The following is a 24,478-nucleotide window of genomic DNA, read 5'->3' on the forward strand; positions in this document are numbered from 1 at the left end:
ACCAGCCCCATCGGCTTCTGCTGGCGCCTCGATCCCGGCGGTGCACGACCAGGACTGTGGTACGCCCGTTGCTCGGCTGCACGGCTGAACCTGCCGCCGACCACGAAAAAGGCCCTCTCCCGGCAGACACCGGGAAAGGGCCCCTCTCAGTCAGCGCTTATTCGTAGATCTCACCCTTGGCCGCCTTCGCCACCAGCGACTCCGGCGGCAGGAAGTGATCGCCGTACCGGGCTGCCAGCTCGCGGGAGCGGTCGACGAAGCCCTGCAGGCCACCGGCGTACTGGTTGATGTACTGGATCACGCCACCGGTCCACGCCGGGAAGCCGATGCCGAAGATCGAGCCGATGTTCGCGTCGGCCACGGTGGTGAGGACGCCCTCGTCGAAGCACTTCACCGTTTCGAGCGCCTCGGCGAAGAGCATGCGCTCCTTGAGGTCCTCGAAGGGGACGTCGCCGGTGCCGGACTTGAAGGCGTCGCGCAGGCCGGGCCAGAGGCCGGTGCGCTTGCCGTTCTCGTCGTACTCGTAGAAGCCGGCGCCGGTGCTGCGGCCCTTGCGGTCGTACTCGTCGAGCATGCGGTCGATGACGGCCTCCGACGCGTGCGGCGTCCAGGTGCCGCCCGCGGCCTCGACCGCGTTCTTGGTCTCGACGCGGATCTTGCGCGGCAGCGTGAGCGTCAGCTCGTCCATCAGCTGCAGCGGCGGCGCCGGGTAGCCGGCCTGCGAACCCGCCTGCTCGATCGACGCCGGCTCGACGCCCTCGCCCAGCGCGGCGACGGCCTCGTTGATGAACGTGCCGATCACACGCGAGGTGAAGAAGCCGCGGCTGTCGTTGACGACGATCGGGGTCTTCTTGATCTGCAGGGTGTAGTCGAAGACCTTCGCGAGCGTCGCGGGCGAAGTCTTCTCACCGCAGATGATCTCGACCAGCGGCATCTTGTCCACGGGCGAGAAGAAGTGGATCCCGATGAAGTCCTCGGTCCGCTTCACGCCCTCGGCGAGGGTGGTGATCGGCAGGGTGGAGGTGTTGGAGCCCAGCACCGCGTCGGAGTTGACGACGCTCTCGATCTCGCCGAAGACCTTGTGCTTGAGCTCGACGCTCTCGAACACGGCCTCGATCACGAAGTCGACGCCGGCGAAGTCGGCCGCGTCTGCGGTCGGCTTGATCCGGGCCAGCAGCTCGTCGGACTTCTCCTGCGTGGTCTTGCCGCGCGAGAGGGCCTTCTCCTCCAGCTTGACGGCGTAGCCCTTGCCCTTGTCGGCGGCTTCCTGCGAGACGTCCTTGAGCACGACGTCGATGCCGGCCTTGGCCGACACGTAGGCGATCGCCGCGCCCATCATCCCGGCGCCGAGCACACCCACCTTCTTGGCGGTGTACTTCTCGAAACCGTCCGGACGCGAGCCGCCCGAGTTGATCGACTGCAGGTCGAAGAAGAACGCCTTGGTCATGTTCTTCGAGACCTGCCCGGTGGCCAGGCTGACGAAGTAGCGCGTCTCGACCTTGATCGCGGTGTCGAAGTCGACCTGCGCGCCCTCGATGGCCGCGGCCAGGATCGCGCGCGGCGCCGGCATCGGCGCGCCCTTGAGCTGCTTGCGCAGGTTCGCCGGGAACGCGGGCAGGTTCGCCGCGAAGCTCGGGTTCGACGGGGTGCCGCCCGGGATCCTGTACCCCTTGACGTCCCACGGCTGCACGCCGCCTTCGGGGTTGGCCTTGATCCACGCCTTGGCGGCGGGCACCAGCTCCTCGACGGTGTCGACGACCTCGTGGACGAGGCCCAGCTCCAGCGCCTTGCGCGGCTTGTGGCGCGTGCCCTGCAGCAGCACGTTCAGCAGCGCGCTCTGGATGCCCAGCAGGCGCACGGTGCGCACGACGCCGCCACCGCCGGGCAGCAGGCCCAGCGTGACCTCGGGCAGGCCGATCTGACTGCCCTTCGCGTCGGCTGCGATGCGGTGGTGCGTCGCCAGCGCGATTTCGAGGCCACCGCCCAAAGCGGCGCCGTTGATGGCCGCGACGACCGGCTTGCCCAGCTGCTCGATGCGGCGCATCTGCGACTTCATCAGCGTGCTGGACGCGGTGAACGCCTCGGCCTGCTCCGGCTTGGCCTGGATCAGGTCGCGCAGGTCACCACCGGCGAAGAACGTCTTCTTGGCCGACGTGATCACGACACCGGTGATGTCTTCCTTCTCCGCCTCCAGCCGGTCGACGGTCACGCCGAGCGACTCGCGGAACGCGGAGTTCATGGTGTTGGCCGACTGGTTGGGGTCGTCCAGCGTCAGCGTGACGATGCCGTCCGCGTCCTTCTCCCAGCGGATGGTCTTGCTCTCAGCCATTCTGGATCCTCACACCCGCTCGATGATGGTCGCGACGCCCATGCCGCCGCCGATGCACAGGGTCACCAGGGCGCGGCGCGCCTGGCGGCGTTCCAGCTCGTCGACCACGGTGCCGACCAGCATCGCGCCGGTGGCGCCGAGCGGGTGGCCCATGGCGATCGCGCCGCCGTTGACGTTGACCTTCTCCTCGGGCAGGTGCAGGTCCTTCATCCACTTGAGCACGACGGAGGCGAACGCCTCGTTGAGCTCCCACAGGTCGATGTCGTCCGGGGTGAGGCCCGCGGTCTTGAGCACCTTCTGCGTGGCCGGCGTGGGGCCGGTGAGCATGATCGTCGGCTCCGAGCCGATGGCGGCGGTGGCGACGATGCGCGCCTTCGGCGTGAGGCCGAAGGTCTTGCCGACCTCTTCGCTGCCGACGAGCACGATGGCCGCGCCGTCGACGATGCCGGAGGAGTTACCACCCGTGTGGACGTGGTCGATCTTCTCGACCTGGTGGTACTTCTGCAGCGCGACGGCGTCGAAGCCGCCCATGTCGCCGATCGTGGTGAACGCGGGCTTGAGCTTCGCCAGGCCCTCGACGGTGCTGCCGGGGCGGCGGTGCTCGTCGTGGTCGAGGATCGTGACGCCGTTGAGGTCCTTCACGGGTACCACGGACTTCGCGAAGTAGCCGCCGGACCAGGCCGCCTCGGCCTTCTCCTGCGAACGCACCGCGAACCGGTCCACGTCCTCGCGACTGAAGCCCTCCATCGTCGCGATCAGGTCGGCGCCGATACCCTGCGGCACGATGTACTCGTCGTACGCCGTGGTCGGGTCCATGAACAGCGCGCCGCCGTCGGAACCCATCGGCACGCGCGACATCGACTCCACGCCGCCGGCGATGATCAGCTGGTCCCAGCCCGAGCGCACCTTCTGGGCCGCGATGTTGGTGGCTTCCAGGCCCGACGCGCAGAAGCGGTTGAGCTGCACGCCCGCGACCGTCTCCGGCAGGCCCGACACGAGGGCGGCGGTGCGCGCGATGTCGGCGCCCTGCTCACCCACCGGCGAGACCACGCCGAGCACGATGTCGTCGATCGCTTTTGGGTCGAGGTTCGGGTGGCGGACCTTGAGCTCTTCGATCAGCCCGACCACCAGGTCGAGCGGCTTGGTGCCGTGGAGGGCACCGCCCTTGTTCTTACCTCGAGGCGTGCGCATCGCCTCGTAGATGTAGGCCTCGCTACTCACTGAACACTCCTCCGCGCAGCGGCGTGGTTGGACACTTCGGTGTATCTCACGGCCGAGCATACCGAGCCATGGGTGCTAATGCCCATTAACATAAGCCTGGCGAACCCGATGGTGTCAATGGGTTGCCCGTGTTCCGAATCGCGCTATCGTCGGTTCACCATGAGTACTCCAGCCCGCGGGTCGCGCCCCCGCGACCGCAAGGCCCAGCTCGCCGCGGTCGCCGCGGGGCTGTTCCGCGCGCGCGGCTTCCACGGCGTCGGCATCAACGACATCGCGGCCGCGGCGGGCGTCACCGGGCCGGCGCTCTACCGGCACTTCGCGGACAAGCAGGCGATCCTGGCGTACGTCGTGCTGGCGGGGATCGACGACATGGAGGCCGTGACCGCTTCGGCGTTGTCCGGTGCTTCCGACCAGCTGGAAGTGCTGCTCACCGGGCTGGCCACGCAGGCCGTCGAGCGGCGTGAGATCGCTGCCTTGTGGCGCTGGGAAGGCCCCCATCTGCCCCGCGACGAGCGCCGCGAGATCCGCCGCCGCTCGGGCGCGGTGCTCGACGCGTGGACGAAGGCCCTGCTGGCCACCCGGCCCGACCTGGCCGTGGACGACGCCGAGTTCCTGTGCTGGGGAGCGCTGTCGGTCTTCGGTAGCGTGGCCGTGCACCACACGACGGTGGCCCGCCGCCGCTTCGTTCCGCTGCTCGTCGAACTGGCCACGGCTGTGTTGAACAGCACACTCCCGTCCGGCGGCGCCGTGGAGCCGGTCCGCGACGGCCTTGGCACGCCCTCACGCCGCGAACAGGTACTGGCGGCGGCCACGGCGTTGTTCGGCGAACGCGGGTTCCACGCGGTCAGCATGGAAGACATCGGCGCCGCGGCCGGCATCGCCGGGCCCAGCGTGTACCGGCACTTCCCGAGCAAAGCGGCGCTGATGGTGGCCATCGGCCACCGCGCGGCGGACCGCCTGGCCCTCGCCGCCGAGCAGGCCCTGCGGGCACCGGACGAACTCTCGGCCCTGCGCCGCCTGGCGGCTTCGTACGTCCGCACGCTGCTGCACACGCCCGAACTGCTGGTCTCCTTCACCGCCGACCGCGTCACCATGCCGGACCGCGACAAGGCCGACCTGCTGCGCGTGCAGCGAGACTATGTGGACCAGTGGGTGGCTCTGCTGGCGACGATCTCGCCTGCTTTGCCGGCGCGCGAGGCGAAGATCCGCGTGCACGCGGCGTTGACGATCGCCAACGACCTGACGCGGACCCGCCGGGTGAGTGGGCGGGCGAATCTGGAGGCGGAGTTGACGGCTCTGCTGCATACGGTGTTGGAGTGCCCGGTTCCCTGAGCCGCCGCGGTCCATGCTGGGCGAAATCGCTCTCTCACCACATCTGCGGATTTCGGATGCGTCTCGCGCGCCGTTGTCCTTCGCTGTCCGTTCATCCACAGCTGCAGCCTGCGACCGGGAGTTGTCCGCAGATCTCGGTTCGGCGGTTTTCGCTCGGCGGCGGTTGGCTGGTCTACAACGGCATCCGGCACTCGGTCGCCGCCGGCACCGCCACCCCGCCGCCCGGGACCCGGGACATCCTGAAGCTCCCTTGAAATATCCGTCCTGGGCGAAATCGCTCCCCCTCACCGCATCGACGTGCGAACATGCCGCGTGCCCACCGGACGAAGGCTGCACCTGGTCACGGCGGACGAGGGACATCGGGTGTCGACGCTCGAGCTGTTCTTCGACCTCGTGTTCGTGTACGCGATCACGCAGACGACCCAGCTGATGGCCGACCACCTGAGCCCCCTCGGCGTCGCCGAGGGACTCCTGGTGCTGGCGGTGCTGTGGTGGTGCTGGTGCTGTTATGCGTGGCTCGGCACGACGATCCACGTGGACCACGGCATCGCGCGGCTCGCGATGTTCGCGGCGATGGGCATGATGTTCCTGCTGTCGCTCACGGTGCCGGAGGCGTTCACGGACCGCCCGGGTGGGCTGGACGGTCCGTTGCTGTTCGTCGGGTGTTACGCGATCGTGCGGGTGCTGCACGAGGTCGCGTACCTGGGCGCCGCGCGGCACGACCCGGAGCTGCAACGCGTGCTGCTGCGGATGTTGCGCGGGCTGGTGCCGAGCATCGGATTGCTGGTGCTGGCGGCGTTCCTCACCGGGCCGTGGCAGCTGGTGCTGTGGGTGGTCGCGCTGACCGTGGACTACCTGAACGTCTACTTCTCCGGCCCCGCCGGCTGGCGGCTCAACTCACCGGCGCACTTCGCGGAGCGGTTCGGGCTGATCGTGATCATCGCGTTCGGCGAGTCGATCGTGGCGATCGGGATCGGCATCGGGCCGGTGCCCATGACGTGGCTGATCGCCGGCTGCGCGCTGTGCGGGGTCGCGCTCGCGGCGGGCATGTGGTGGACCTACTTCGACGTGGTCGCGCGCGTCGCCGAGCACCGGCTCGCGGGCGCGAAGGGCGTGGAGCGGACGAAGCTCGCGACAGACTCGTACACGTTCCTGCACCTGCCGCTGATCGCGGGCATCGTGCTCGTGGCGCTGGGCCTGAAGAAGGCGTTCCTGTACCTGTCCGACACCGCGCACCACGCACCCGGCGAGGCGCTGCACGGCGTGCCGATCTGGGCACTCACCGGCGGGCTCGCGTTGTACCTCGTGGCGCTGAGTGCGTTGCGGCGGCGGAATGTCGGCAGCTGGAACGTCCAGCGCCTCGTGCTCGCCGTCGTGCTGCTCGGCGTCACGCCGCTGCTGGAGCACGCGCCCGCCGCGGTGGCCGTGGTCACCGCGGCCGTCGCGGTGCTGGGGCTGGTCGCGTTCGAGCGGATGTCCTGGGTGCGGCGGCAGGTGCCCCTGCCGCCGCATTGACCTGCCGGCGTCAGGGAACCAGGTAGTTCCCGGCGACATCAGGTTTCGTCGGGTGGTAGTACTCCACGATGCCGTCGCGCCAAGTGCGAACGGTGATTCGGTCTTCACCGTCGGGTTGGAAAAAATCAAACAATGCGTCGACATTGGCCGGGTTGAATCCGATGGCGAGCATCAAAGCGGTGAAAAGCGGGCGTTCGATCAGGCCGTCGCCGTCGGGGTCGCCGAGAGCGGAGAGGGCGTCGGCGAAGTCGGTGACGGTGTCGTCGAACTTTTCGGGTGAGAGGACGCACGCGGTGAACTCTTCATAGCTCACCTTGCCGTCGCGGTTGACGTCGAGCTCGCGTTCGACGGTGGTCCACCACTTGCCGAAAGAGGCGCTCAACGCAGCCTTCGCGTCATCACTCGAGCCGTCCGCCACCTGCTCCACGCGGGTGGACATCGCCGCGAAATCGCTCTCCTCGAGGTATCCGCTGTGATCAACATCGAACAATTCGAAAACAACCTTGGTCCGATCTTCGGCAGTGACGGCCATGACTCCCCACATCATTCCGGCGAAAATTCCACATCGAAGTGTGCCGAGACCCAGGTAACCATGAAACCGTTTCCACACTAAAGAGTGCAATTGCCGTCACCCGGCGAATTCACCGGAGAAGCCCAGCAGTTCGGCCGTTCGAACCGGCACTGGTGACGCACCGCCACACCCGACTGGCGGTCTCGTCCGTCACCCGCTAACCTACTCACGAGTAGGTAACCCGAGGGAGAGGCCACATGGCTGCGGCGAGGAAACGAGACGCGATGGGCTTCGGCCTGGCCGCGCTCACCCGGCTGGCCGGGAGCGGCGTGATCGACAGGGCCGGGCTGCGCGGGCCCGTGCAGAATCTGGTCAAAGCGGGCACCCGCAACGGTTTCCGCGCTGCGGGGGCGGCCACGCGGTCGTTCAAGTCGGTACGGCGGCTCGGCAAACCCGCGCGGCTGGCCCCCGCGCAGGAGAACACCGGGCTGTTCGACCTCACGCCCAGCGAAGACCAGCAGCTCATCGCGGACACGGTGACCGAGTTCGCCGCCGAGCAGCTGCGGCCCGCCGCCGCGGACGCCGACGCCAAACTCGCCGCGCCCGAAGGCCTGCTCACGCGTGCCGCCGAGCTCGGCATCAGCGTCCTGAGCATCCCCGAAGAGCTGGGCGGCGCCGGGACCGAAAGGTCCGTTGTCACCAACGCGCTCGTCGCCGAAGCCCTCGCGCACGGCGACATGGGGCTGGCCGTGGCGGTGCTGGCGCCGTCCGCGGTGAGCACGGCGCTCGTGGCCTGGGGCGACGAGCAGCAGCAGGCCGACTACGTGCCCGCGTTCGCCGGCGACCAGGTGCCCGCCGCGGCGCTGGCGCTGCTGGAGCGCACGCCGCTGTTCGACCCGTTCAAGCCCGCCACCAAAGCCAAGCGCACACCGAAGGGCTACCAGCTCGACGGCGTGAAGTCGCTGGTCCCGCGCGCGGCGGAAGCGGAGCTGTTCCTCGTTTCGGCCGATCTCGAAGGCCGCGGCCCCGCGCTGTTCCTCGTGGAGTCTTCGTCGGCGGGCGTCACGGTGGAGGCCGAGCCCGCGATGGGCCTACGCGGCGCCGCGACCGGCAAGCTGCACCTGGAGAAGGTCGCGCTGCCGGCGGGTGCGCTGCTCGGTGGCGGGAAGGCCGACGTGTTCACCGAGGTCGTGCGCCTCTCGCGGCTGGGCTGGGCGGCGCTCGCGGCCGGGACGGCGAAGGCCGTGCTCGACTACGTGGTGCCGTACGTGAACGAGCGCACCGCATTCGGCGAACCGATCAGCCACCGGCAGGCGGTGGCGTTCTCCGTCGCCGACATCGCCATCGAGCTGGAGGGCCTGCGCCTGGTCACGCTGCGCGCGGCGGCGCGGGCCGAGCAGGGCAAGGACTACGCACGGGAGGCCGCGCTGGCGCGCAAGCTGGCCGTGGACAAGGGCATGCGCATCGGCAACGCGGGCGTGCAGCTGCTGGGCGGGCACGGCTTCGTGAAGGAGCACCCCGTGGAGCGCTGGTACCGGGACTTGCGAGCGATCGGTGTGATGGAAGGCGCCGTCCTCCTCTAGAAAGGCTTTCCGATGATCAACCTCGAAGTTCCGAAGAAGGCCGGCACGCTGATCAACCAGGCGTACCAGGCCGCGGCCGAAGTGTTCCGGCCGATCTCGCGCAAGTACGACCGCGCCGAACACACCTACCCTGCCGAGCTCGACATGTTCGCCGCTCTGCTCGACGGCCTCAACTCGTCCGGTGAAGGCGGCGCCGGCGCGGCGGGCGTGCGCCGTTCCGCTCCGGATGCCGCCAAGGGCAACCGCAACGGCGCCAACCTCAACGTCGTCTTCGGCACGATCGAGATGTGCTGGGGTGACGTGGGCCTGCTGCTGTCCATGCCGCGTCAGGGCCTGGGCAACGCAGCCATCAGCTCCGTCGCGACGGACGAGCAGCTCGCCCGGTTTTCCGGCCTGTGGGCGGCGATGGCCATCACCGAACCCGACTGCGGCTCCGACTCCGCCGCCATCACCACCACCGCCGTCCTCGACGGCGACGACTACGTGCTCAACGGCGAGAAGATCTTCGTGACTTCGGGCCAGCGCGCCGATGCCGTGGTCGTCTGGGCCACTTTGGACCGTTCGAAGGGCCGCGCGGCGATCAAGTCCTTTGTGGTCGAAAAGGGCACCCCGGGCTTCGAAGTCGTTCGCGTGGAACACAAACTGGGCATCCGCGCGTCCGACACGGCCGTGTTGCGCTTCGAGAACTGCCGCGTCCCCCGCGAGAACCTGCTGGGCACGCCGGACATCGACACCGCCAAGGGCTTCGCAGGGGTCATGCAGACCTTCGACAACACCCGGCCGCTGGTCGCGGCCATGGCGGTGGGTGTCGCCCGTGCCGCCCTGGAGGAGACGCGCCGAATCCTCACCTCCGCGGGCGTCACGATCGACTACGACCGCCCCCCGCAGCACCCGGCCGCCGCCACCTGGCTCGAACTGGAGGCCGACTTCGAATCCGCGTACCTGCTGACGCTGGAATCGGCGTGGATGGCGGACAACCGCAAGCCCAACTCCCTGCAGGCCTCCATGGCGAAGGCCAAAGCCGGCCGGACGGTCGTGGACGTGACGCTGAAGTGCGTCGAGCTCGCGGGCGTGTACGGGTACACGGAGGAATCGCTGCTGGAGAAGTGGGCCCGGGACGCGAAGATCCTGGACATCTTCGAAGGGACGCAGCAGATTCAGCAGTTGATCGTGGCCCGGCGGGTGCTGGGGAAGACTTCGGCGCAGCTCAAGTAGACGCGGCCCCGCTCCTGGCTTCAGCGTCACAATGGCTATCAACCAAGTGAAGCGCCTGTTCCGCGCAGCCGGCCGCGCCGGTCGCCGGCAAGACGCGCCGGGTGTCCACGGTGAACGGCCCCGTGGACGTGCCCGGGCAGGCGCGGCGGGTGGTGACGCTCGACAGCTTCACGAGGGGCGCCGCGTTCGATATCGGGCGGACGCCGGTCGGGGTGTACAGCGCGGGTGAGCCGTACGTGGAGCCGCAGTTCGTGGAGAAGTGGCGGCCGATCACGAAGATTTCCATGGGTACCGTCGGCGGGTCGATCGACCTGGAGAAGGTCGCGACGCTCAAGCGAGCGCTCGGCCTCGGCAACGCGCTGCACGGCCTGCAGCAGCGTTACGCCGACCGCGCCGCCGCGATCAAGCGCGACCACGCCGACGTGCTCGCCCACGTCCGCTGGGACATCATCCAGGGCGGCTTCGACCAGGGCCAGTTCTGGGTCTACGGCCCGAAATCCCCCATCGGCGGCATCCACGCCGACGCGATCTTCTACTACGCCACCAACGCGAACAAACCGGCCAACCTCGGCCCGGAACTGTTCGGCCAGAAGGCCTTCACCACCCTGCCCGCCACGAAGGCCAACCGCCTCTACGGTTCCGTCTACTTCCTCCCCAACTGCTACAGCGACGCCGTCGGCGCGCTCGACGCACTGGAAAAGGCGCTTTCCGCACTCAAGTGAGTTTTTCCCCAACTCGCATCACAATGAGCGGCCAAGGTGCGGAATATCGGATTGATCTCCGAACGATCGTTTTCCGCACCTTTGCCTTAACCTTCCCCGCATGACGAACCCTGGGGTTTACGGCCCGCCGAAAGGCGTGGGCCAGGCGCGGATCTTCATGTGGATCCAGGCCGGCATCCTTGTGCTTGGCTCGATTCTGCTGCTGGTCCTCGCGGGCAGGCTGGCCACGACCACGGCCGACGACACCGGCGTCGCCGGGCTGCTGATCGTGAACCTCGTGATCGACGTGCTGATGATCGTGGTCCTCGTCGTCTGCGCGATCACGCTGCCGTCGGGCAAGCAATGGCCGTGGGTGTTGGCGATCGTGGTCGAGGCGATCGTCGTGATCAACGGCATCATCACGATCATCAACTCGGGTGTGGCCGGGCTGCTGCCCATCGTTTTCGCGGCGCTCGCGCTGCGAGGCCTGCTGCACAAGGACGTCCGCGCGTGGATCGCCGCCCAGCGCGGTCCCGCGCCCGCGATCTGACACCAACCCACGCGGGCCACTCGGACTCTCCGGGTGGCCCGCTTTGCGTGGCGGTCAGGTGCGGTCGTCGAGGAACTCGTCCAGATAAGTCCACGTCGTGCCCCGCGCTTTGCGCCCGGTCAGCACGCCGAGGTGACCACCAGGCGCCGTGCGGAAGCGCACCTCCGGTGCGTTCTCCAGCAGCCGCACCACGCGTTCCACCGAAGGCTGCGGGGCGATGGTGTCGTTCTCGCCCGCGACGACGAGCACCGGGGCCTTCACGTCGGACAGGCTGATCTTGCGACCGTTGAGGTCGACGGTGCCCTCGGCGAGGTCGTTGGTGCGGAAGAGCCGGTGGTAGAGCTGCCCGAACGTGCGGCCCGGGTAGGCGTACATGTTGTCCATGAAGTGGTCCACGGCCTCGATCTGCGCAAGGTAGTCGCGGTCGTCGAGGTTCTTGAGGATCGCGATGGGCTTCGTGATCTCCTTGCTGATGCCCGTCGCGCGGAAGACCCGGCTGACCAAATAGGACGGTGCGCCGCCGAACGCGCGGTAGACCGGCGTGAGCAGGTGGCCACCGGTGAGGTCGACGAGCGGGCGGAACGGCGCGACGATCGGGATCGCCGTGAAGTCGACCGGCGACGCGATGGCGGTGACGGACTCGATCGGCAGGTCGGGCTGGTCGGCGTTCACCAGCAGCGAGAAGATCCCGCCCAGCGACCACGACACCAGGTGCACGCCCTCGCCGCCCGCGTCCTCGCTCACCTTGCGGATCGCGCGCGGCAGCACCTCGTCGATCCAGTGCTCGATGCCGAGGCGCCGGTCGGAGAACGCGACGTTGCCGTAGTCGACGAGGTAGACGTTGCGCCCGGCCTCCACCAGGTGCTCGATCAGGCTGCAGCCGCGGCGCAGGTCGAAGCACAGCGCGGGCGCGGCCAGCGGCGGCACGAGCAGGATCGGCGGCCCCGACACCGGCGCGCCACTGTGGGTCATCCGGTACAACGAGCGGTTCGGGCCTTGGTCGATGAGCACCCGGGGCATCGGGCGCAGGTCGGCGACGCCACCGTGCAGCACCTTCCCCACGACGTTCGACGCCGCTGCGGCCAGCCGTGCCGTGGGTGAAACCATGCGTGCCTCCTGAGCTCGACCTCTCGGAGGCAATCTTGCCCGGGGCAGCGGGCGGCATCAACACCGCCACACTTGCAAGCACCCGGCAAGCACGTCCATTTCGGACAGTGTCCGGTGACCGGGAACCTAGCTCCCCGAGTCGGCCGCCGGGGCGCTCTGAGCAGCACGGGACTCGTATTCCGCCCGCGCCGGGGAATGCGCGGCCGACGCCAGCAGCTGATCACCGCCTAGCGCGCGCACGAACCATTCGCCGAACGCACGCGGGAACAGCCGCGTGATCCGGCCGGTGAAATCCAGGGATTTCGGCACGAAAACATCGAACTTCGGGTATTTCAGGGCATCCGCGATGGCCGCGGCGACGTCTTCGGGCCCCACGGACTTGATGAACTTCGCCTCGCCGAGCCCGGACGCCAGCTCCGTGCGCACCACCGCCGGCATCACGCACGACACCGACACGCCCGTGCCGCGCAGCTCGAGGTGCACCGCCTCCGACAGCCCTACCACGGCGTGCTTGGTCGCACAGTAGGTGGCCGCGCCCGGGAACCCGGACTTCCCGGCCATCGAAGCGACGTTCACGATGTGCCCGGTCCCGCGCGGCTTCATCCGCTTCACGGCTTCGCGCGTGCCGTGGATGACGGCGTGCAGGTTGATCTCCAGCATCCGGCGCGTCGCCGCGTCGTCCTCCTCGTCGAGCGGCGCGAGCGGCATGATGCCGGCGTTGTTGATCAGCACGTCGACGGGCCCGACCTGGCGCTCGACCTCGTCGAGGAACTCGGTGAACGCGTTCGTGTCGGTCACGTCCAGCGGCAACGCGACGGCCTCCGGCCCCAGCTCACCGGCCGTCTTCTCCGCGCGGACGTGGTCGAGGTCGCCCAGCACCACGCGCGCGCCGAGCCGCTTGAGCGCGGTCGCCGTGGCGGCCCCGATGCCCTGCGCGCCACCGGTGATGACGATGACCTTCCCGGCGAGCGAACGCGGCTGCTTGGCCATGGCGGCTCCTCCTGCGTCGACGGAGACGGAACACTGTTGGCGTTGTGTCAATATCGTGCCCCGCCGCGACGCCGAGCGCCAGTCGACTGCCCCGATCAGGGGCGCTGCTCGAAGACCTGACCGATCCAGCCGCCGACGTCGAAGCGGTCCGTCGGCGTGAAGCCCTGGCGCTCGTAGTAGCGCTGCAGCTCGCCGTCGCCACCGGCCCAGCAGTCGACCCGCACGAGGCCGATGCCGCGTTTCCTGGCCTCCTCCAGCGCGTGATCCAGCAGCCGCGCGCCCACGCGGTGACCCGCGAACCGCCGCGAGGTGATGAGCAGCCCGATGTACAGCTCCCGCTCCACGGCCGGCGGCACGTGTTTCGGGCACTCCTCGCTGACGATCAGCGCACCCGCGGGCTCACCGTCGACCTCGGCGACGCTGAGACCCGGCTCCTTCGCCATGTCGGCCACGCGCGAGGCCCGGTGCGGAATGCCGCTCCACGGCTGATCACCCCACTGGCCGGCGCTGCCGCGCGCCACCAGCCACTCCACGGCCTCGTCGAAGAAGCGCAGCAACGTGTCGGCGTCGGCAGGCTCGCCCGGGCGGATCGTGAAAGTCCCCATCTTCGACGTTGTACCCCTAGGGCGGCGTCAGGACCACCGGCCCGGCCTCGGTGATCGCGACGGTGTGCTCCGAGTGCGACGCGCGGGTGCCGTCGGTGGTGTGGACGGTCCAGCCGTCGTCGGCGTGCCGGTAGTCGTCGAGGCCGCCACGGGTGAACATCGGCTCGAGCGCCAGGACCAGGCCGGGGCGCAGGCGCAGGCCGCGGCCCGGGCGGCCGTCGTTGGGCACCGGCGGCTCCTCGTGCATCGCGCGGCCGATGCCGTGGCCGCCGTGGTCTTCGGTGACGCCGTAGCCGGCCGCCCGGCCGATCGTGGCGATGGCGGCCGAGATGTCGCCCATCTTCGCGCCCGGCTGCGCGGCCGCGATGCCTGCCGCGAGCGCTTCTTCCGTCGCCGCGATGAGGGCGAGGTCGGCCGGGTCCGCCGCGCCGACGACGAAGCTCACCGCGGCGTCGCCGTGCCAGCCGTCGACGGACGCGCCGCAGTCGATGCCGAGCAGATCGCCGTCGCGCAGCCGGTACCGGCCGGGGATGCCGTGGACGATCGCGTCGTTCACGCTCGCGCAGATCACCCCCGGGTACGGCGTCGGCGCCCAGTCCGGGTGGTAGCCGAGGAACGACGGCTTCGCCCCGGCGCCGGCCATCACCTGAGCGGCGACGGCGTCCAGCTCGGCCAGCGAAACGCCGATGTCCGCGGCCTCCCGCACGGCCGCCAGTGCCTGGGCCACCACGCGGCCCGCCTCCCGCATCACCGCGAGCTCGGTCGCGGTCTTCAGCTCCACCATGCGGATAACTATACCGGTATTACTATCCGGCGTACGCTTTCGTCGTGCACATCGAAAACCGCCTGGCCGAGCTCGGCCTGCAGCTGCCGGAGCCGATCACCCCGCCGTCCGGCGTCACACTCTCCTTCCCGTGGGTCCGCGTCTTCCGGGATCGAGCGTTCATTTCGGGCCACGCGCCACTGCTGCCCGACGGGTCGCTCGCCGGCCCGTTCGGCAAGGTCGGCGGCGACGTCACCGAGGAGCAGGCGTACGAGGCTGCCCGCCTGACCGCACTCGCGGTGCTCAGTTCACTGAAGCTCGCGCTCGGCGACCTCGATCGCGTCACGGCGTGGCTGCGCGTGTTCGGCATGGTCAACACCGCCCCTGGCTTCACCCGCACGCCCGCCGTGGTCAACGGGTTCTCCGACCTCATCGTGCAGCTGTGGGGCGCGGAGGCGGGCGACCACGCGCGCTCGGCGGTCGGCCTCGCCGAGCTGCCGTTCGGCATTCCGGTGGAGATCGAAGCGGAAGTGGCGATCGACTAACCGCCGGCCGACGCGGGTGACGCGCTCACCGGGCACCGGAAGTCCCGAACCGGGGAGCGGGCTGTCGGCGTAGCGCGACGCGAGCGCCTGGTGCGGCCGATGATCTCGCGGCCCGCACTGTCCACTCCGGACTGATCGGAGAGGTCGCCGGGCATGACGTAGCTGGCGATCGTCGCGGCGTCGCCGGCCGAAAGCCAGTGCCTGGCGGTGGGACGGACGACTTCGCGCAGCGCGCCGGACCAGCCGCGCCGGCCGCGGTCATCGTGTCTTGGCCAGCGCGGCGATCCGCGTCGCGAAGTCCGCCCACAACTCGCGCGGCAGGCTGTGCCCCATGCCGGGCACCACCACGAGCTCCGCCCCCGGGATGGCCGCCGCGGTGGCGCGCCCGCCGCTGAGGTCGCACATGCGGTCGGCGTCGCCGTGGATGACCAGGGACGGTACGTCCAACCGCCGCAGGCGGTCCGTGCGGTCGCCCGACGCCACCACGGCGATCGCCTGCCGTGGCATACCCAGCGCGGGGTAGCCCCGGTCGAACGTCCGCCCCGCTCGCTCGGCGACGGCAGCCTCATCGAACCCGAACCCCGGCGACCCCGTGATCCGCGACGCGCGCACCTGCCACGCGACGAACGCCTCCCGCTCGGCCGGCGGCTGCCCCATCTCGGCCAGGATCGACGGGTCGGGCGCGCCCACACCCGGGGCGCCGGTCGTGGACATGACGGACGTCAGCGTCCGCACCCGATCGGGGTGCTCGATGGCGACCATCTGCGCGATCATCCCGCCGAGCGATGCTCCGACGAGGTGTGCGCTCTCCAGTCCGAGCAGATCCAGCAGCCCGACCGTGTCATCCGCGAGGTCCGACAGCGTGTAGGACGCCGTCGCGAAATCCCCCGCGAGAACGGCTGCGAAATCCGGCACGGGCGCGTCGTCGAAATGCGTGGACCGGCCGGAGTCGCGATTGTCGAAGCGGATCACGTACAGACCGCGGTCCACCAGTTCCCGGCAGAACTCCTCGGGCCAGTTGATCATCTGCGCGCCACCGCCCATGATCAGCACGACCGGCGGCATTCCAGGATCACCGAAGCATTCGTACGCCAGCTCGATTCCGGACGGGCCGACGTTCAGCGCGAGTTCCTCAGACATGCCGACCACAGTAATCATTCGGCGGCGCCGAAACATCGCTCCGAGGACCGATGTTTCCGGCTTGCCACCCGGGTTATGGTGAAAGGGGATCAACCGGCGGTCCGGCGGTTTCTGCCATGATCGGTCGCATGACCCCGGACAACCAGACACTGCCGGCCAACCACTACGACAGTTTCGCCGAGGCATACGCGGCCCAGAACGAGGGCGGCATCCAGAACGCCTACTACGAGCAGCCCGCGATGCTGGAGCTCGCCGGGGACGTCGCCGGAAGACGGATCCTCGACGCCGGCTGCGGCGCCGGTCCCCTGTCCGCGGCACTGCGCGATCGCGGCGCGATCATGTCCGGGTTCGACCTCAGCGCGGGCATGCTGGAGCTGGCCCGCCGCCGGCTCGGGCCCGAAGCCGACCTGCGCGTCGCCGATCTGGCCGAGCCGCTGCCCTACGCCGACAACGCGTTCGACGACGTCATCGCGTCCCTCGTGCTGCACTACCTGGAGGACTGGGGCCCGTCGCTCACCGAGCTGAAGCGCATCCTCAAACCGGGCGGCCGCCTGCTGATCTCGGTCGACCACCCGTTCGCGATCCACGCCCTGCAGCGCCTGGAGGGTCTCAAGACCAACTACTTCGAGACCTACCAGTGGACCGAAGACTGGACGTTCGGCAGCCAGACCGTCCCGATGTCGTTCTGGATCCGCCCGCTGCACGCGATGACCGCCGCCTTCACCGCGGCGGGCTTCGAGATCTCCGTGATCAGCGAACCCATGCCCGCGCCGGAAGCCCGCGAGCTGTGGCCCGAGGACTACCGGCTGCTCACGATCAGCCCGAGTTTCCTGTTCTTCGTGCTGACCGCTCGGTAAGCGCTACCCGGCGACGCCAAGGTGGCGAGCGATGAGCATCCGCTGCACCTCGCTCGTCCCCTCGCCGACCTCCAGGATCTTCGCGTCGCGGTAGAAGCGGCTGACCGGGTACTCGTTCATGAAGCCGTAGCCGCCGTAGATCTGGGTGGCGTCGCGGGCGTTGTCCATGGCGGCGTTGGAGGCGACGAGCTTCGCGATGGACGCTTCCTTCTTGAAGGGTTCACCGCGCAGCATCTTCGACGCCGCCTGGTAGTACGCGAGGCGCGCGGTGTGGGTGCGCACCTCCATGTCGGCGATCTTGAACTGGATCGCCTGATACTCGCCGATGCGGTGGCCGAACGCGACGCGGTCCTTCACGTACTTGAGGCACTCGTCGACGCAGCCCTGGGCCAGGCCCACGCTCAGGGCGGCGATCGCGACGCGGCCTTCGTCCAGAATGGACAGGAACTGCGCGTAGCCGCGACCGCGGATGCCGACCAGGTTGTCCGCCGGCACGCGAACGTCCGCGAACGACAGCTCGTGGGTGTCCGAGCAGTTCCAGCCGACCTTGGAGTACTTCGGCGCCACGCCGAAGCCCGGCGTACCCGAGGGCACGAGGATCGCGGAGATCTCCTTGCGGCCGTTCTCCATCACGTCGGTGACGGCCGTGACGGTGACCAGGCGCGTGATGTCGGTGCCGGAGTTGGTGATGAAGGCCTTGCTGCCGTTGATCACCCACTCGGCGCCGTCGAGCTTGGCGCGGGTGCGCGTGGCGCCGGCGTCGGAGCCGCCGCCCGGTTCGGTGAGGCCGAAGCCGCCGAGGGCCTCGCCGGAGCACAGCGCGGGCAGCCACGTTTCCTTCTGCTCCTGCGTGCCGAAGCGGTAGATCGGCATCGCACCGAGGGAAACGCCGGCCTCCAGCGTGATCGCGACCGACGAGTCGACCCGCGCCAGCTCCTCCAGCGCCAGGCACAGCGCGAAGTAGTCGCCGCCCATGCCACCGAACTCCTCGGCGAAGGGCAGGCCGAACAGGCCCATCTCCCCCATCTTGGCGACGAGCTCGTACGGGAACTCTTCCTTCTCGTACATCGGCCCGATCACGGGCGCGACCTCGTTGTGCGCGAAGTCCTCGACCGTCTTGCGGAGCGCTTCGTACTCTTCGTCCAGCCGGAAGTCGATCATCGTTGCTCCTCGCTCGGGCTCACCACGGCCAGGGTTTCGTCCAACGCCACCTGCTGGCCCGCGCGCGCCGAAAGCTCGCTCACCACGCCGTCGATCGGCGCGGTCACGGTGTGTTCCATCTTCATCGCTTCCACGACCAGCAACGGCGTGCCGGCCGCGACCACGTCGCCCTGGGCGACCTTGACCACGAGCACCGTGCCCGGCATCGGGCTCTTCACCGGCCCGGCACCCGCGGCTTCACCACGAGCGGCCAGGCGCACTTCCTGGTCCGCGAACGCGAACCCGAAGCCGTCGCGGGCGAGCCAGACCGTCCGTTGTGGACCATCGGCGCGGCGGTACCGCTCGATTCCGCTGTCCCGCCGGACTTCCAGCACGTCGCCGACGCGGGTCGCGGTCGCCTCGACCGGCTCGTTGTCGTCGACCTGCACGGTTGAACCCGACACTCGCACCGCAGCCTGGACTTCACCGACGCGCAGACGGAACGTGACGCCGCCCCCGCCACCGATGCGCCACCCGCTGGGCACGTCCCACGGATCCACCACGGACCCCTTGGGCTGCAACGAAAGCAGCCGGTCGAGCGCAGCCGCCACGAAGAACCCTTCGGGCACCTCCGACGACACCAGCGAGGACAGCCGCCGGTCCACCAGCTCCGTGTCGAGCCGGCCCGCGCGCACGTCCTCGTCGGCGAGCAGGCCGCGCAGGAATGCGATGTTCGTGCCCAGGCCCAGCAACGCCGTGTCCGCCAGCGCGCGGTCGAGCTTGCGCAACGCCGCCGCACGGTCGGGACCGTAGGCGATCACCTTGGCCAGCATCGGATCGTAGTTCGACCCGACCACCGCGCCCTCGGTCATCCACGAGTCCACGCGCACGCCGTCGCCCGACGGCTCGTGCACGGCCAGCACCGTGCCGCCGGTCGGGATGAAGCCGCGTGCCGGGTCCTCCGCGTACACACGGGCTTCGACGGCGTGGCCTTCGAGGCGCACGTCCTCCTGCTTCACCGTCAGCGGCTCACCGGCGGCCACGCGCACCTGCCACGCCACGAGGTCGAGCCCGGTCACCATCTCCGTGACGGGGTGCTCCACCTGCAGCCGCGTGTTCATCTCCATGAAGAAGAACTCGTCCGGGTCGTGCGCGGACATGATGAACTCGACGGTGCCCGCGCCGACGTAACCCACGGACCGCGCGGCCTCGGCCGCCGCGGCGCCCATCTTCTGCCGCGTGGCTTCGTCGAGCAGCACCGACGGCGCCTCTTCGATGATCTTCTGGTGCCGCCGCTGCAGGCTGCACTCGCGTTCGCCGAGGTGCAGGACGGTGCCGTGCCGGTCCGCCAGCACCTGGATCTCGATGTGGCGCGGTGTGGTGACGAACCGCTCCACCAGCAGCGTGTCGTCGCCGAAGGAACCCCGGGCCTCGCGGCGCGCGGACTCGACCGCGGCGGCGAGCTCCGATTCCTCGTGCACGAGCCGCATGCCCTTGCCGCCGCCACCGGCGGACGGCTTCAGCAGCACCGGGTAGCCCACCCCGGCCACGGCTTCGGCGAACCCGCCCTCGGAAATGTCCACATCGGACACGCCGGGGACGACGGGCACGCCGGCCGCGGACACCGTGGCCTTGGCCCGGATCTTGTCGCCCATCTGCTCGATCGCGGCGACGGGCGGGCCGATGAACACCAGCCCCGCCTCTTCACACGCTCGCGCGAACGCGGCGTTCTCGGCGAGGAAGCCGTACCCCGGGTGCACGGCCTGCGCGCCCGTCACCTGAGCCGCGGCGACGATGGCCGGGATCGACAAATAGCTTTTCGCCGCCTCGGCCGGGCCGAGGCGCACCGCTGTGTCCGCCTCGCGCACGTGCTTGGCGTCGGCGTCCGCGTCGCTGTACACCGCGACCGAGCGGATGCCCAGCTCCCGCAGCGAGCGGATCACGCGGACCGCGATCTCGCCGCGGTTGGCGACCAGGACCGTGGTGAACAAAGAACCGTCAGACACGCTCATCACATCCGGAAGACGCCGTAGTTGACCTCGGGCAGGGGCGCGTTGGCCGCGGCCGACAGCGCGAGCCCGAGCACCGTGCGGGTGTCCGCCGGGTCGATCACGCCGTCGTCCCACAGCCGTGCGGTGGAGTAGTACGGGCTGCCCTGGTGCTCGTACTGGTCGCGGATCGGCGCCTTGAACGCGTCCTCGTCCTCGGCCGACCACTCGTCGCCGCGGGCCTCGATCGCGTCGCGGCGGACCGTCGAAAGCACCGACGCCGCCTGCTCGCCGCCCATCACGGAGATCCGCGCGTTGGGCCACATCCACAAGAACCGCGGCGAGTACGCCCGGCCGCACATCGAGTAGTTCCCGGCGCCGAACGAGCCGCCGATGATCACGGTGTACTTCGGCACCCGCGCACACGCGACGGCGGTGACCATCTTCGCGCCGTGCTTCGCGATACCGCCGGCCTCGTAGGCCTTGCCGACCATGAACCCGGTGATGTTCTGCAGGAACACCAAGGGGATCGAGCGGCGGTCGCACAGCTCGATGAAGTGCGCGCCCTTCATGGCCGACTCCGCGAACAGCACACCGTTGTTGGCGATGATGCCCACCGGGTGGCCGTGGATGTGCGCGAAGCCGGTGACGAGCGTCGCCCCGTACTCCTTCTTGAACTCGGAGAACCGGCTGCCGTCCACCACGCGCGCGATCACCTCGCGCACGTCGTACGGCGTGCGCGAATCCGTGGGCACCACACCGTAGAGCTCGCGCGGGTCCACCACCGGCTCCTCGACGGGCCGCACGTCCCAGGGCCGCGGCGTGCGCGGGCCGAGCGTGGCGACGACGTCGCGGACGATGCGCAGCGCGTGGGCGTCGTCGTCGGCGAGGTGGTCGGTGACACCGGACTGGCGCGAGTGCACGTCGCCGCCGCCCAGCTCTTCGGCCGTGACGACCTCACCCGTGGCGGCCTTCACCAGCGGCGGGCCGCCGAGGAAGATCGTGCCCTGGTTGCGGACGATGACCGCTTCGTCGCTCATGGCCGGCACGTACGCGCCACCTGCGGTGCACGAGCCGAGCACGGCGGCGATCTGCGGGATGCCGCGCGCGGACATCGTGGCCTGGTTGTAGAAGATGCGCCCGAAGTGCTCGCGGTCGGGGAACACGTCGTCCTGGCGCGGCAGGAACGCGCCGCCGGAGTCGACGAGGTAGATGCACGGAAGGTTGTTGTGCAGCGCCACTTCCTGAGCGCGCAGGTGCTTCTTGACCGTCAGCGGGTAGTACGTGCCGCCCTTGACGGTGGCGTCGTTGGCCACGATCACGCACTCACGCCCGGAGACGCGCCCGACGCCGGTGATGATCCCGGCGCTCGGCGCGTCGTCGTCGTAGAGGCCGTTGGCCGCGAGCGGCGAGAGCTCCAGGAACGGCGAGCCCGGGTCCAGCAACGTGTCGACGCGGTCGCGCGGCAGCAGCTTGCCGCGTTCCACGTGCCGGGCACGGGACTTCTCGGGCCCGCCGAGGCGGGCGGTGTCCAGGCGCTTGCGCAGGTCCTCGACCAGCTCGCCGTGCGAGGTGACGCTGCGGGCGAACGCGTCGCTGCGCGGATCCGCGGAACTGCTCAGTACCGGCGTGTCCATGACTCCCCGTCGAGACGTTGGTGATCCAAGATGTTAGCGGTCGTTAACTCCCCTTCGGATGTTAGCGACCGCTAACCGGAGTGTCCAGCCAGGGCGCGGGGGCTCACACCCGCGTCATCCCGGCCCGTCGCTCGTGGCCGCGAGCAGCGGGACCACGACTTCGCTGACGGGCGTCGGGATGCCGTGGTGGCGCCCACGACGCAGTACGACCCCGTTGCGGACGTCCCATTCCAGCGGCCGCCCGGCGTCGCGATCGGCCAGGATCGACGTACCCAGGTCCGCCGGGTAGGCGCGGAACGCGTCGATGATCTCCCGGGGCACCTCGTCATCGAGGTCGGCGCCCTCGGCCCGGGCCACGGCGAGGCACTCCCGCAGATAGGCGAGCCCGAGCTCGGCGATGTCGGCGCGCGCGAACAGGCCGGCGCGCCGGCCGGTGAGCGCCATGAGCCCCGCGAGCGCGTTCTGCATGAGCTTGCGCCAGGCCAAGGAGCGGAAATCGCCTGCCGTCTCGACGGTGCACAGGCTCCCGGCCAGAGCTTCGGACACCGCGCGGCCCGGCTCGGTGTCCGGCACCGTCAAGCGGGCCCGGGCGCGCAGCCACACCGTCCCGTCGGCCTGGGTCTGCGCAGGGAACCACACGACGCTGGGCAACACCCGGCCGAGGCGGCTGTGGGCCGCGACGACGGATTCCTGCTCGACCCCGTTCTGGAGCACGCACACGATCGTGTCCGCCCGGCACAGCGCGGACAGCCAGGGCCCGGCCGCTTCCACCTGCGTCGCCTTGACGGCCAGGAAAACGAGATCGACCGGGGTCACGTCCTGGTCGGCGGCGATCCGGACGGGGCCGGGCACCACGATTCGTTCCGCCGGAGCGTGGAGTTCGAGCTGATCACGAGCGGTGCGGCCGTACAGCCGGGGCGTGCGGCCGACCTGGTGCAGCGCCGCCGCGACGGTCGTCCCGATCGCTCCGGGGCCGACCACGGCGACGTTCGGGCTCGTCATCGTTCGAGTATCGCCCGGTTCACCGCGACCGGCTTGTCGTCACGCGGACTGCCACAGCTCGATGCGGTTGCCCTCCGGGGTCGGTGACCCAGCCGAAGCGCCCGACGCCGGCCATCTCCTGCGTCTCCTCGGCCACTGCGGTGCCCTTGTCGCGCAGCTGGGCGAGCATGGCGTCGAGGTCGCGGACGCGGAAGTTGAGCATGGTCTGCTGCGACTTCGAGCCGAAGTAGTCGGTGCCGGCCTCGAAGGGCGCGAAGACGGTGGGGCCGGGTTGTTGCTGCCACAGCCCGTTCTCGTCGGCGTCGAGGCCGAGGCAGTCGCGATACCAGGCGCCCAGGGCCGCCGGGTCCGCGGCGCGGATGAAGTAGCCGCCGATGCCGAGCACGCGTTCCATGCACGTGATCCTGCCAGCGCGGCGGGTGTTTGTCCGGAAGCCGGGGCTCAGCCGGTGACGGCGTCGGAGATCCAGTCGGCGACGGGCAGGTCGCGGTCGAGGCATTCGACCGACAGCCGGATCGTCCAGCGCAGCGCTTGGAGCACGAGGCTGTCGACCTCGTTGGGCGCGGCGCTGGCCAACGCGATCTCCACCTGCTCGCGCGCGGCGGCGGTGTTGCCGTGCACCTCGGCCAGCAGCGTGCGCACGGCGGTGCGCACGGGCGGGTCGGCCTGATCAATGGAGACCTCTTCGCCGTCCTCGTCGAAGACCTGGACCTTCACCGGGGCCGTGCCGCCGTCACCGAGCGTGGACACCATGGCGCTGCACTCGCCGAACAGCAGCAGCATGAGCTCCTTGGTCTCCTCCGAGCGCGCCTGCGGCTCGTCGGACGACGGGGTGACCTCTTCGAGCGCCTCGGCGTCCTCGCCGAGGCTGATCGCGACGAGCGCGCGCTGCGCCTTCTCCACGAGCCGCTGCTCGTCCTCGCTCCGGTCCGGGGTCACGTGCCTATCAAACACCAGCACCGGCTTCCGTGGGGATACCCCGAATCCGGGTGATCAGCCCGCCGCGGAAAGTGCGCCCAGAGCGAGCCGGCAGAGCAGCTCGGACAGCTCTACGTCACCGAGATGGCGGTTGTACGGCGTCGAGTTGATCAAGCCGAACACGGCGTGTGCCGCCGAGCGGGCTTCGCGCTCTTCGAGACCGGGGATCGCGTCGCGGATCGCGCGCACCCACACCTCGACGTACTGCCGCTGGAGCGCGCGCACCTGCTTGCGGTCACTGTCGGTGAGGTTCGCGAGGTTGCGCTCCTGCACGGTGATCAGCGCCGGGTGATCGAGCGCGAAGCCGACGTGGAAGCGCACCAGCGCTTCGAGGAGTTCGAGCGGCGTGCCGCCCTTCTCGGCGCGGTCGGTGCCGCCTTCGAGCAGGTAGTGGCTGATCGAGTTCAGCATCTCGCCGAGGATGGCGTCCTTGCTGCGGAAGTGCCGGTAGAGCGCCGGGCCCGAGATGCCGACGGCCGCGCCGATGTCGTCGATCCCGACACCGTGGAAGCCGTGGTGGGCGAACAGCTCGGCGGCGGCCGCCATGATCTGTTCACGCCTGTTCGCCTTCTCGCCGTTCACGAGTGGGGTGGGGTTCGCCGGCATCTGGCCATAGTAGGGCGGGCGGTTAGCGAGCGCTAACTTACGGCCCTACTTCCTGCTTGAGCCAAGTGGAGTCACCTGCGGATTCTGGGGTGTCGTGTGGGGATTCCACCTGGTATTCGTATTCCTCGTCGAGCCGTCACGACCAGGAGTGACCCATGGCTGA

At 69.6% G+C, this 24,478-nt stretch carries 23 protein-coding genes; 8 read left to right on the forward strand and 15 right to left on the reverse strand.

The genetic code is table 11. The annotated features are described in order from the left end of the window. Window positions 1-157 precede the first annotated feature (157 nt). The gene (locus AB0K15_RS16175) at window positions 158-2,329 is read right to left on the reverse strand and encodes a 3-hydroxyacyl-CoA dehydrogenase NAD-binding domain-containing protein (protein ID WP_364050116.1); all 2,172 of its coding nucleotides are present in this window, start codon (window positions 2,327-2,329) and stop codon (window positions 158-160) included. A 9-nt stretch (window positions 2,330-2,338) separates the two neighbouring features. Continuing rightward, a complete protein-coding gene (locus AB0K15_RS16180) occupies window positions 2,339-3,550 on the reverse strand; it encodes an acetyl-CoA C-acetyltransferase (protein ID WP_360594468.1) in 1,212 nt (403 codons plus the stop codon). A 159-nt stretch (window positions 3,551-3,709) separates the two neighbouring features. On the opposite strand from AB0K15_RS16180, the gene AB0K15_RS16185 reads away from it, so the two are divergent. Both AB0K15_RS16185 and AB0K15_RS16190 read left to right on the forward strand, forming a co-directional pair. After that, on the forward strand, window positions 3,710-4,882 hold the full coding sequence (locus tag AB0K15_RS16185) for a TetR/AcrR family transcriptional regulator (RefSeq protein WP_364050118.1): 1,173 nt from the start codon (window positions 3,710-3,712) through the stop codon (window positions 4,880-4,882). 312 nt (window positions 4,883-5,194) lie between these two features. Continuing rightward, window positions 5,195-6,397: a low temperature requirement protein A gene (locus tag AB0K15_RS16190; protein ID WP_364050120.1), complete on the forward strand. Its 1,203-nt coding sequence runs from the start codon at window positions 5,195-5,197 to the stop codon at window positions 6,395-6,397. A 10-nt stretch (window positions 6,398-6,407) separates the two neighbouring features. Here the strand turns inward: AB0K15_RS16190 and AB0K15_RS16195 are convergent, their stop codons facing one another. Further along, entirely contained in the window at window positions 6,408-6,929 is a 522-nt protein-coding gene (locus AB0K15_RS16195; protein WP_364050122.1) for an EF-hand domain-containing protein, read from the reverse strand. Between the two features lie 263 nt (window positions 6,930-7,192). On the opposite strand from AB0K15_RS16195, the gene AB0K15_RS16200 reads away from it, so the two are divergent. From AB0K15_RS16200 to AB0K15_RS16215, 4 genes are all read left to right on the forward strand, one after another. Further along, window positions 7,193-8,491 (forward strand): acyl-CoA dehydrogenase family protein, encoded by a 1,299-nt coding sequence (locus AB0K15_RS16200; protein WP_364050895.1) that lies wholly within the window; start codon window positions 7,193-7,195, stop codon window positions 8,489-8,491. A gap of 12 nt (window positions 8,492-8,503) precedes the next feature. Further along, window positions 8,504-9,706, forward strand: a complete 1,203-nt coding sequence (locus AB0K15_RS16205) for an acyl-CoA dehydrogenase family protein (RefSeq protein ID WP_364050124.1) — start codon at window positions 8,504-8,506, stop codon at window positions 9,704-9,706. Between the two features lie 110 nt (window positions 9,707-9,816). Continuing rightward, entirely contained in the window at window positions 9,817-10,428 is a 612-nt protein-coding gene (locus AB0K15_RS16210) for a hypothetical protein (RefSeq protein WP_364050126.1), read from the forward strand. Window positions 10,429-10,528: 100 nt separating this feature from the next. Beyond that, window positions 10,529-10,957, forward strand: a complete 429-nt coding sequence (locus tag AB0K15_RS16215; RefSeq protein WP_364050128.1) for a hypothetical protein — start codon at window positions 10,529-10,531, stop codon at window positions 10,955-10,957. A gap of 54 nt (window positions 10,958-11,011) precedes the next feature. On the opposite strand, the gene AB0K15_RS16220 is transcribed toward AB0K15_RS16215, so the two are convergent. From AB0K15_RS16220 to map, 4 genes are all read right to left on the reverse strand, one after another. Then, window positions 11,012-12,064, reverse strand: a complete 1,053-nt coding sequence (locus tag AB0K15_RS16220; RefSeq protein ID WP_364050130.1) for an alpha/beta fold hydrolase — start codon at window positions 12,062-12,064, stop codon at window positions 11,012-11,014. 126 nt (window positions 12,065-12,190) lie between these two features. Further along, window positions 12,191-13,054: an SDR family oxidoreductase gene (locus tag AB0K15_RS16225; RefSeq protein ID WP_364050132.1), complete on the reverse strand. Its 864-nt coding sequence runs from the start codon at window positions 13,052-13,054 to the stop codon at window positions 12,191-12,193. A 95-nt stretch (window positions 13,055-13,149) separates the two neighbouring features. Continuing rightward, window positions 13,150-13,659 carry a GNAT family N-acetyltransferase gene (locus AB0K15_RS16230; RefSeq protein ID WP_364050134.1) on the reverse strand — a complete coding sequence of 170 codons (510 nt, stop codon included), beginning with the start codon at window positions 13,657-13,659 and terminating at the stop codon, window positions 13,150-13,152. A 16-nt stretch (window positions 13,660-13,675) separates the two neighbouring features. Then, a complete protein-coding gene (gene map, locus AB0K15_RS16235) occupies window positions 13,676-14,443 on the reverse strand; it encodes a type I methionyl aminopeptidase (protein ID WP_364050136.1) in 768 nt (255 codons plus the stop codon). Window positions 14,444-14,487: 44 nt separating this feature from the next. Between map and AB0K15_RS16240 the strand changes: the two genes are divergently transcribed. Further along, window positions 14,488-14,967, forward strand: a complete 480-nt coding sequence (locus AB0K15_RS16240) for a RidA family protein (RefSeq protein WP_364050138.1) — start codon at window positions 14,488-14,490, stop codon at window positions 14,965-14,967. A 258-nt stretch (window positions 14,968-15,225) separates the two neighbouring features. On the opposite strand, the gene AB0K15_RS16245 is transcribed toward AB0K15_RS16240, so the two are convergent. Beyond that, window positions 15,226-16,107, reverse strand: a complete 882-nt coding sequence (locus AB0K15_RS16245; protein ID WP_364050140.1) for an alpha/beta hydrolase — start codon at window positions 16,105-16,107, stop codon at window positions 15,226-15,228. A 128-nt stretch (window positions 16,108-16,235) separates the two neighbouring features. Here AB0K15_RS16245 and AB0K15_RS16250 point away from each other — a divergent pair, with 128 nt between their 5' ends. Then, window positions 16,236-16,964, forward strand: coding sequence for a class I SAM-dependent methyltransferase (locus AB0K15_RS16250; RefSeq protein WP_364050142.1), 729 nt, complete (start codon window positions 16,236-16,238; stop codon window positions 16,962-16,964). A gap of 3 nt (window positions 16,965-16,967) precedes the next feature. Here AB0K15_RS16250 and AB0K15_RS16255 read toward each other — a convergent pair whose 3' ends face one another. The 7 genes from AB0K15_RS16255 to AB0K15_RS16285 all read right to left on the reverse strand — a co-directional run bounded on the left by AB0K15_RS16255 (window position 16,968) and on the right by AB0K15_RS16285 (window position 24,315). Beyond that, window positions 16,968-18,125: an acyl-CoA dehydrogenase family protein gene (locus AB0K15_RS16255; protein WP_364050144.1), complete on the reverse strand. Its 1,158-nt coding sequence runs from the start codon at window positions 18,123-18,125 to the stop codon at window positions 16,968-16,970. Continuing rightward, window positions 18,122-20,095 (reverse strand): acetyl-CoA carboxylase biotin carboxylase subunit, encoded by a 1,974-nt coding sequence (locus tag AB0K15_RS16260; RefSeq protein WP_364050898.1) that lies wholly within the window; start codon window positions 20,093-20,095, stop codon window positions 18,122-18,124. The genes AB0K15_RS16255 and AB0K15_RS16260 overlap by 4 nt, the downstream gene beginning before the upstream one ends. A 20-nt stretch (window positions 20,096-20,115) precedes the next feature. Further along, window positions 20,116-21,729, reverse strand: a complete 1,614-nt coding sequence (locus AB0K15_RS16265; protein ID WP_364050146.1) for a carboxyl transferase domain-containing protein — start codon at window positions 21,727-21,729, stop codon at window positions 20,116-20,118. Window positions 21,730-21,843: 114 nt separating this feature from the next. Beyond that, window positions 21,844-22,731, reverse strand: coding sequence for an oxidoreductase (locus tag AB0K15_RS16270; RefSeq protein ID WP_364050148.1), 888 nt, complete (start codon window positions 22,729-22,731; stop codon window positions 21,844-21,846). A gap of 19 nt (window positions 22,732-22,750) precedes the next feature. Beyond that, a complete protein-coding gene (locus AB0K15_RS16275; protein ID WP_364050150.1) occupies window positions 22,751-23,125 on the reverse strand; it encodes a VOC family protein in 375 nt (124 codons plus the stop codon). A 47-nt stretch (window positions 23,126-23,172) separates the two neighbouring features. Next, the gene (locus AB0K15_RS16280; RefSeq protein WP_364050152.1) at window positions 23,173-23,670 is read right to left on the reverse strand and encodes a hypothetical protein; all 498 of its coding nucleotides are present in this window, start codon (window positions 23,668-23,670) and stop codon (window positions 23,173-23,175) included. A 54-nt stretch (window positions 23,671-23,724) separates the two neighbouring features. Continuing rightward, a complete protein-coding gene (locus AB0K15_RS16285; RefSeq protein WP_364050154.1) occupies window positions 23,725-24,315 on the reverse strand; it encodes a TetR/AcrR family transcriptional regulator in 591 nt (196 codons plus the stop codon). Between the last annotated feature and the right edge of the window lie 163 nt (window positions 24,316-24,478).

The sequence above is a fragment of the Amycolatopsis sp. NPDC049253 genome (genome assembly GCF_040678995.1).
Classification (GTDB): Bacteria; Actinomycetota; Actinomycetes; order Mycobacteriales; family Pseudonocardiaceae; genus Amycolatopsis.

What these genes read in the sequence shown, in the direction of transcription:
- AB0K15_RS16200 (WP_364050895.1), top strand. Translation starts at nt 7,193, where the DNA reads ATGGGCTTCGGCCTGGCCGCGCTCACCCGGCTGGCCGGGAGCGGCGTG.
- AB0K15_RS16265 (WP_364050146.1), bottom strand. Translation starts at nt 21,729, where the DNA reads ATGGACACGCCGGTACTGAGCAGTTCCGCGGATCCGCGCAGCGACGCG.
- AB0K15_RS16195 (WP_364050122.1), bottom strand. Translation starts at nt 6,929, where the DNA reads ATGGCCGTCACTGCCGAAGATCGGACCAAGGTTGTTTTCGAATTGTTC.
- AB0K15_RS16270 (WP_364050148.1), bottom strand. Translation starts at nt 22,731, where the DNA reads ATGACGAGCCCGAACGTCGCCGTGGTCGGCCCCGGAGCGATCGGGACG.
- AB0K15_RS16245 (WP_364050140.1), bottom strand. Translation starts at nt 16,107, where the DNA reads ATGTCTGAGGAACTCGCGCTGAACGTCGGCCCGTCCGGAATCGAGCTG.
- AB0K15_RS16205 (WP_364050124.1), top strand. Translation starts at nt 8,504, where the DNA reads ATGATCAACCTCGAAGTTCCGAAGAAGGCCGGCACGCTGATCAACCAG.
- AB0K15_RS16175 (WP_364050116.1), bottom strand. Translation starts at nt 2,329, where the DNA reads ATGGCTGAGAGCAAGACCATCCGCTGGGAGAAGGACGCGGACGGCATC.
- AB0K15_RS16255 (WP_364050144.1), bottom strand. Translation starts at nt 18,125, where the DNA reads ATGATCGACTTCCGGCTGGACGAAGAGTACGAAGCGCTCCGCAAGACG.
- AB0K15_RS16220 (WP_364050130.1), bottom strand. Translation starts at nt 12,064, where the DNA reads ATGGTTTCACCCACGGCACGGCTGGCCGCAGCGGCGTCGAACGTCGTG.
- AB0K15_RS16225 (WP_364050132.1), bottom strand. Translation starts at nt 13,054, where the DNA reads ATGGCCAAGCAGCCGCGTTCGCTCGCCGGGAAGGTCATCGTCATCACC.
- AB0K15_RS16250 (WP_364050142.1), top strand. Translation starts at nt 16,236, where the DNA reads ATGACCCCGGACAACCAGACACTGCCGGCCAACCACTACGACAGTTTC.
- AB0K15_RS16185 (WP_364050118.1), top strand. Translation starts at nt 3,710, where the DNA reads ATGAGTACTCCAGCCCGCGGGTCGCGCCCCCGCGACCGCAAGGCCCAG.
- map (WP_364050136.1), bottom strand. Translation starts at nt 14,443, where the DNA reads ATGGTGGAGCTGAAGACCGCGACCGAGCTCGCGGTGATGCGGGAGGCG.
- AB0K15_RS16215 (WP_364050128.1), top strand. Translation starts at nt 10,529, where the DNA reads ATGACGAACCCTGGGGTTTACGGCCCGCCGAAAGGCGTGGGCCAGGCG.
- AB0K15_RS16285 (WP_364050154.1), bottom strand. Translation starts at nt 24,315, where the DNA reads ATGCCGGCGAACCCCACCCCACTCGTGAACGGCGAGAAGGCGAACAGG.
- AB0K15_RS16275 (WP_364050150.1), bottom strand. Translation starts at nt 23,125, where the DNA reads ATGGAACGCGTGCTCGGCATCGGCGGCTACTTCATCCGCGCCGCGGAC.
- AB0K15_RS16230 (WP_364050134.1), bottom strand. Translation starts at nt 13,659, where the DNA reads ATGGGGACTTTCACGATCCGCCCGGGCGAGCCTGCCGACGCCGACACG.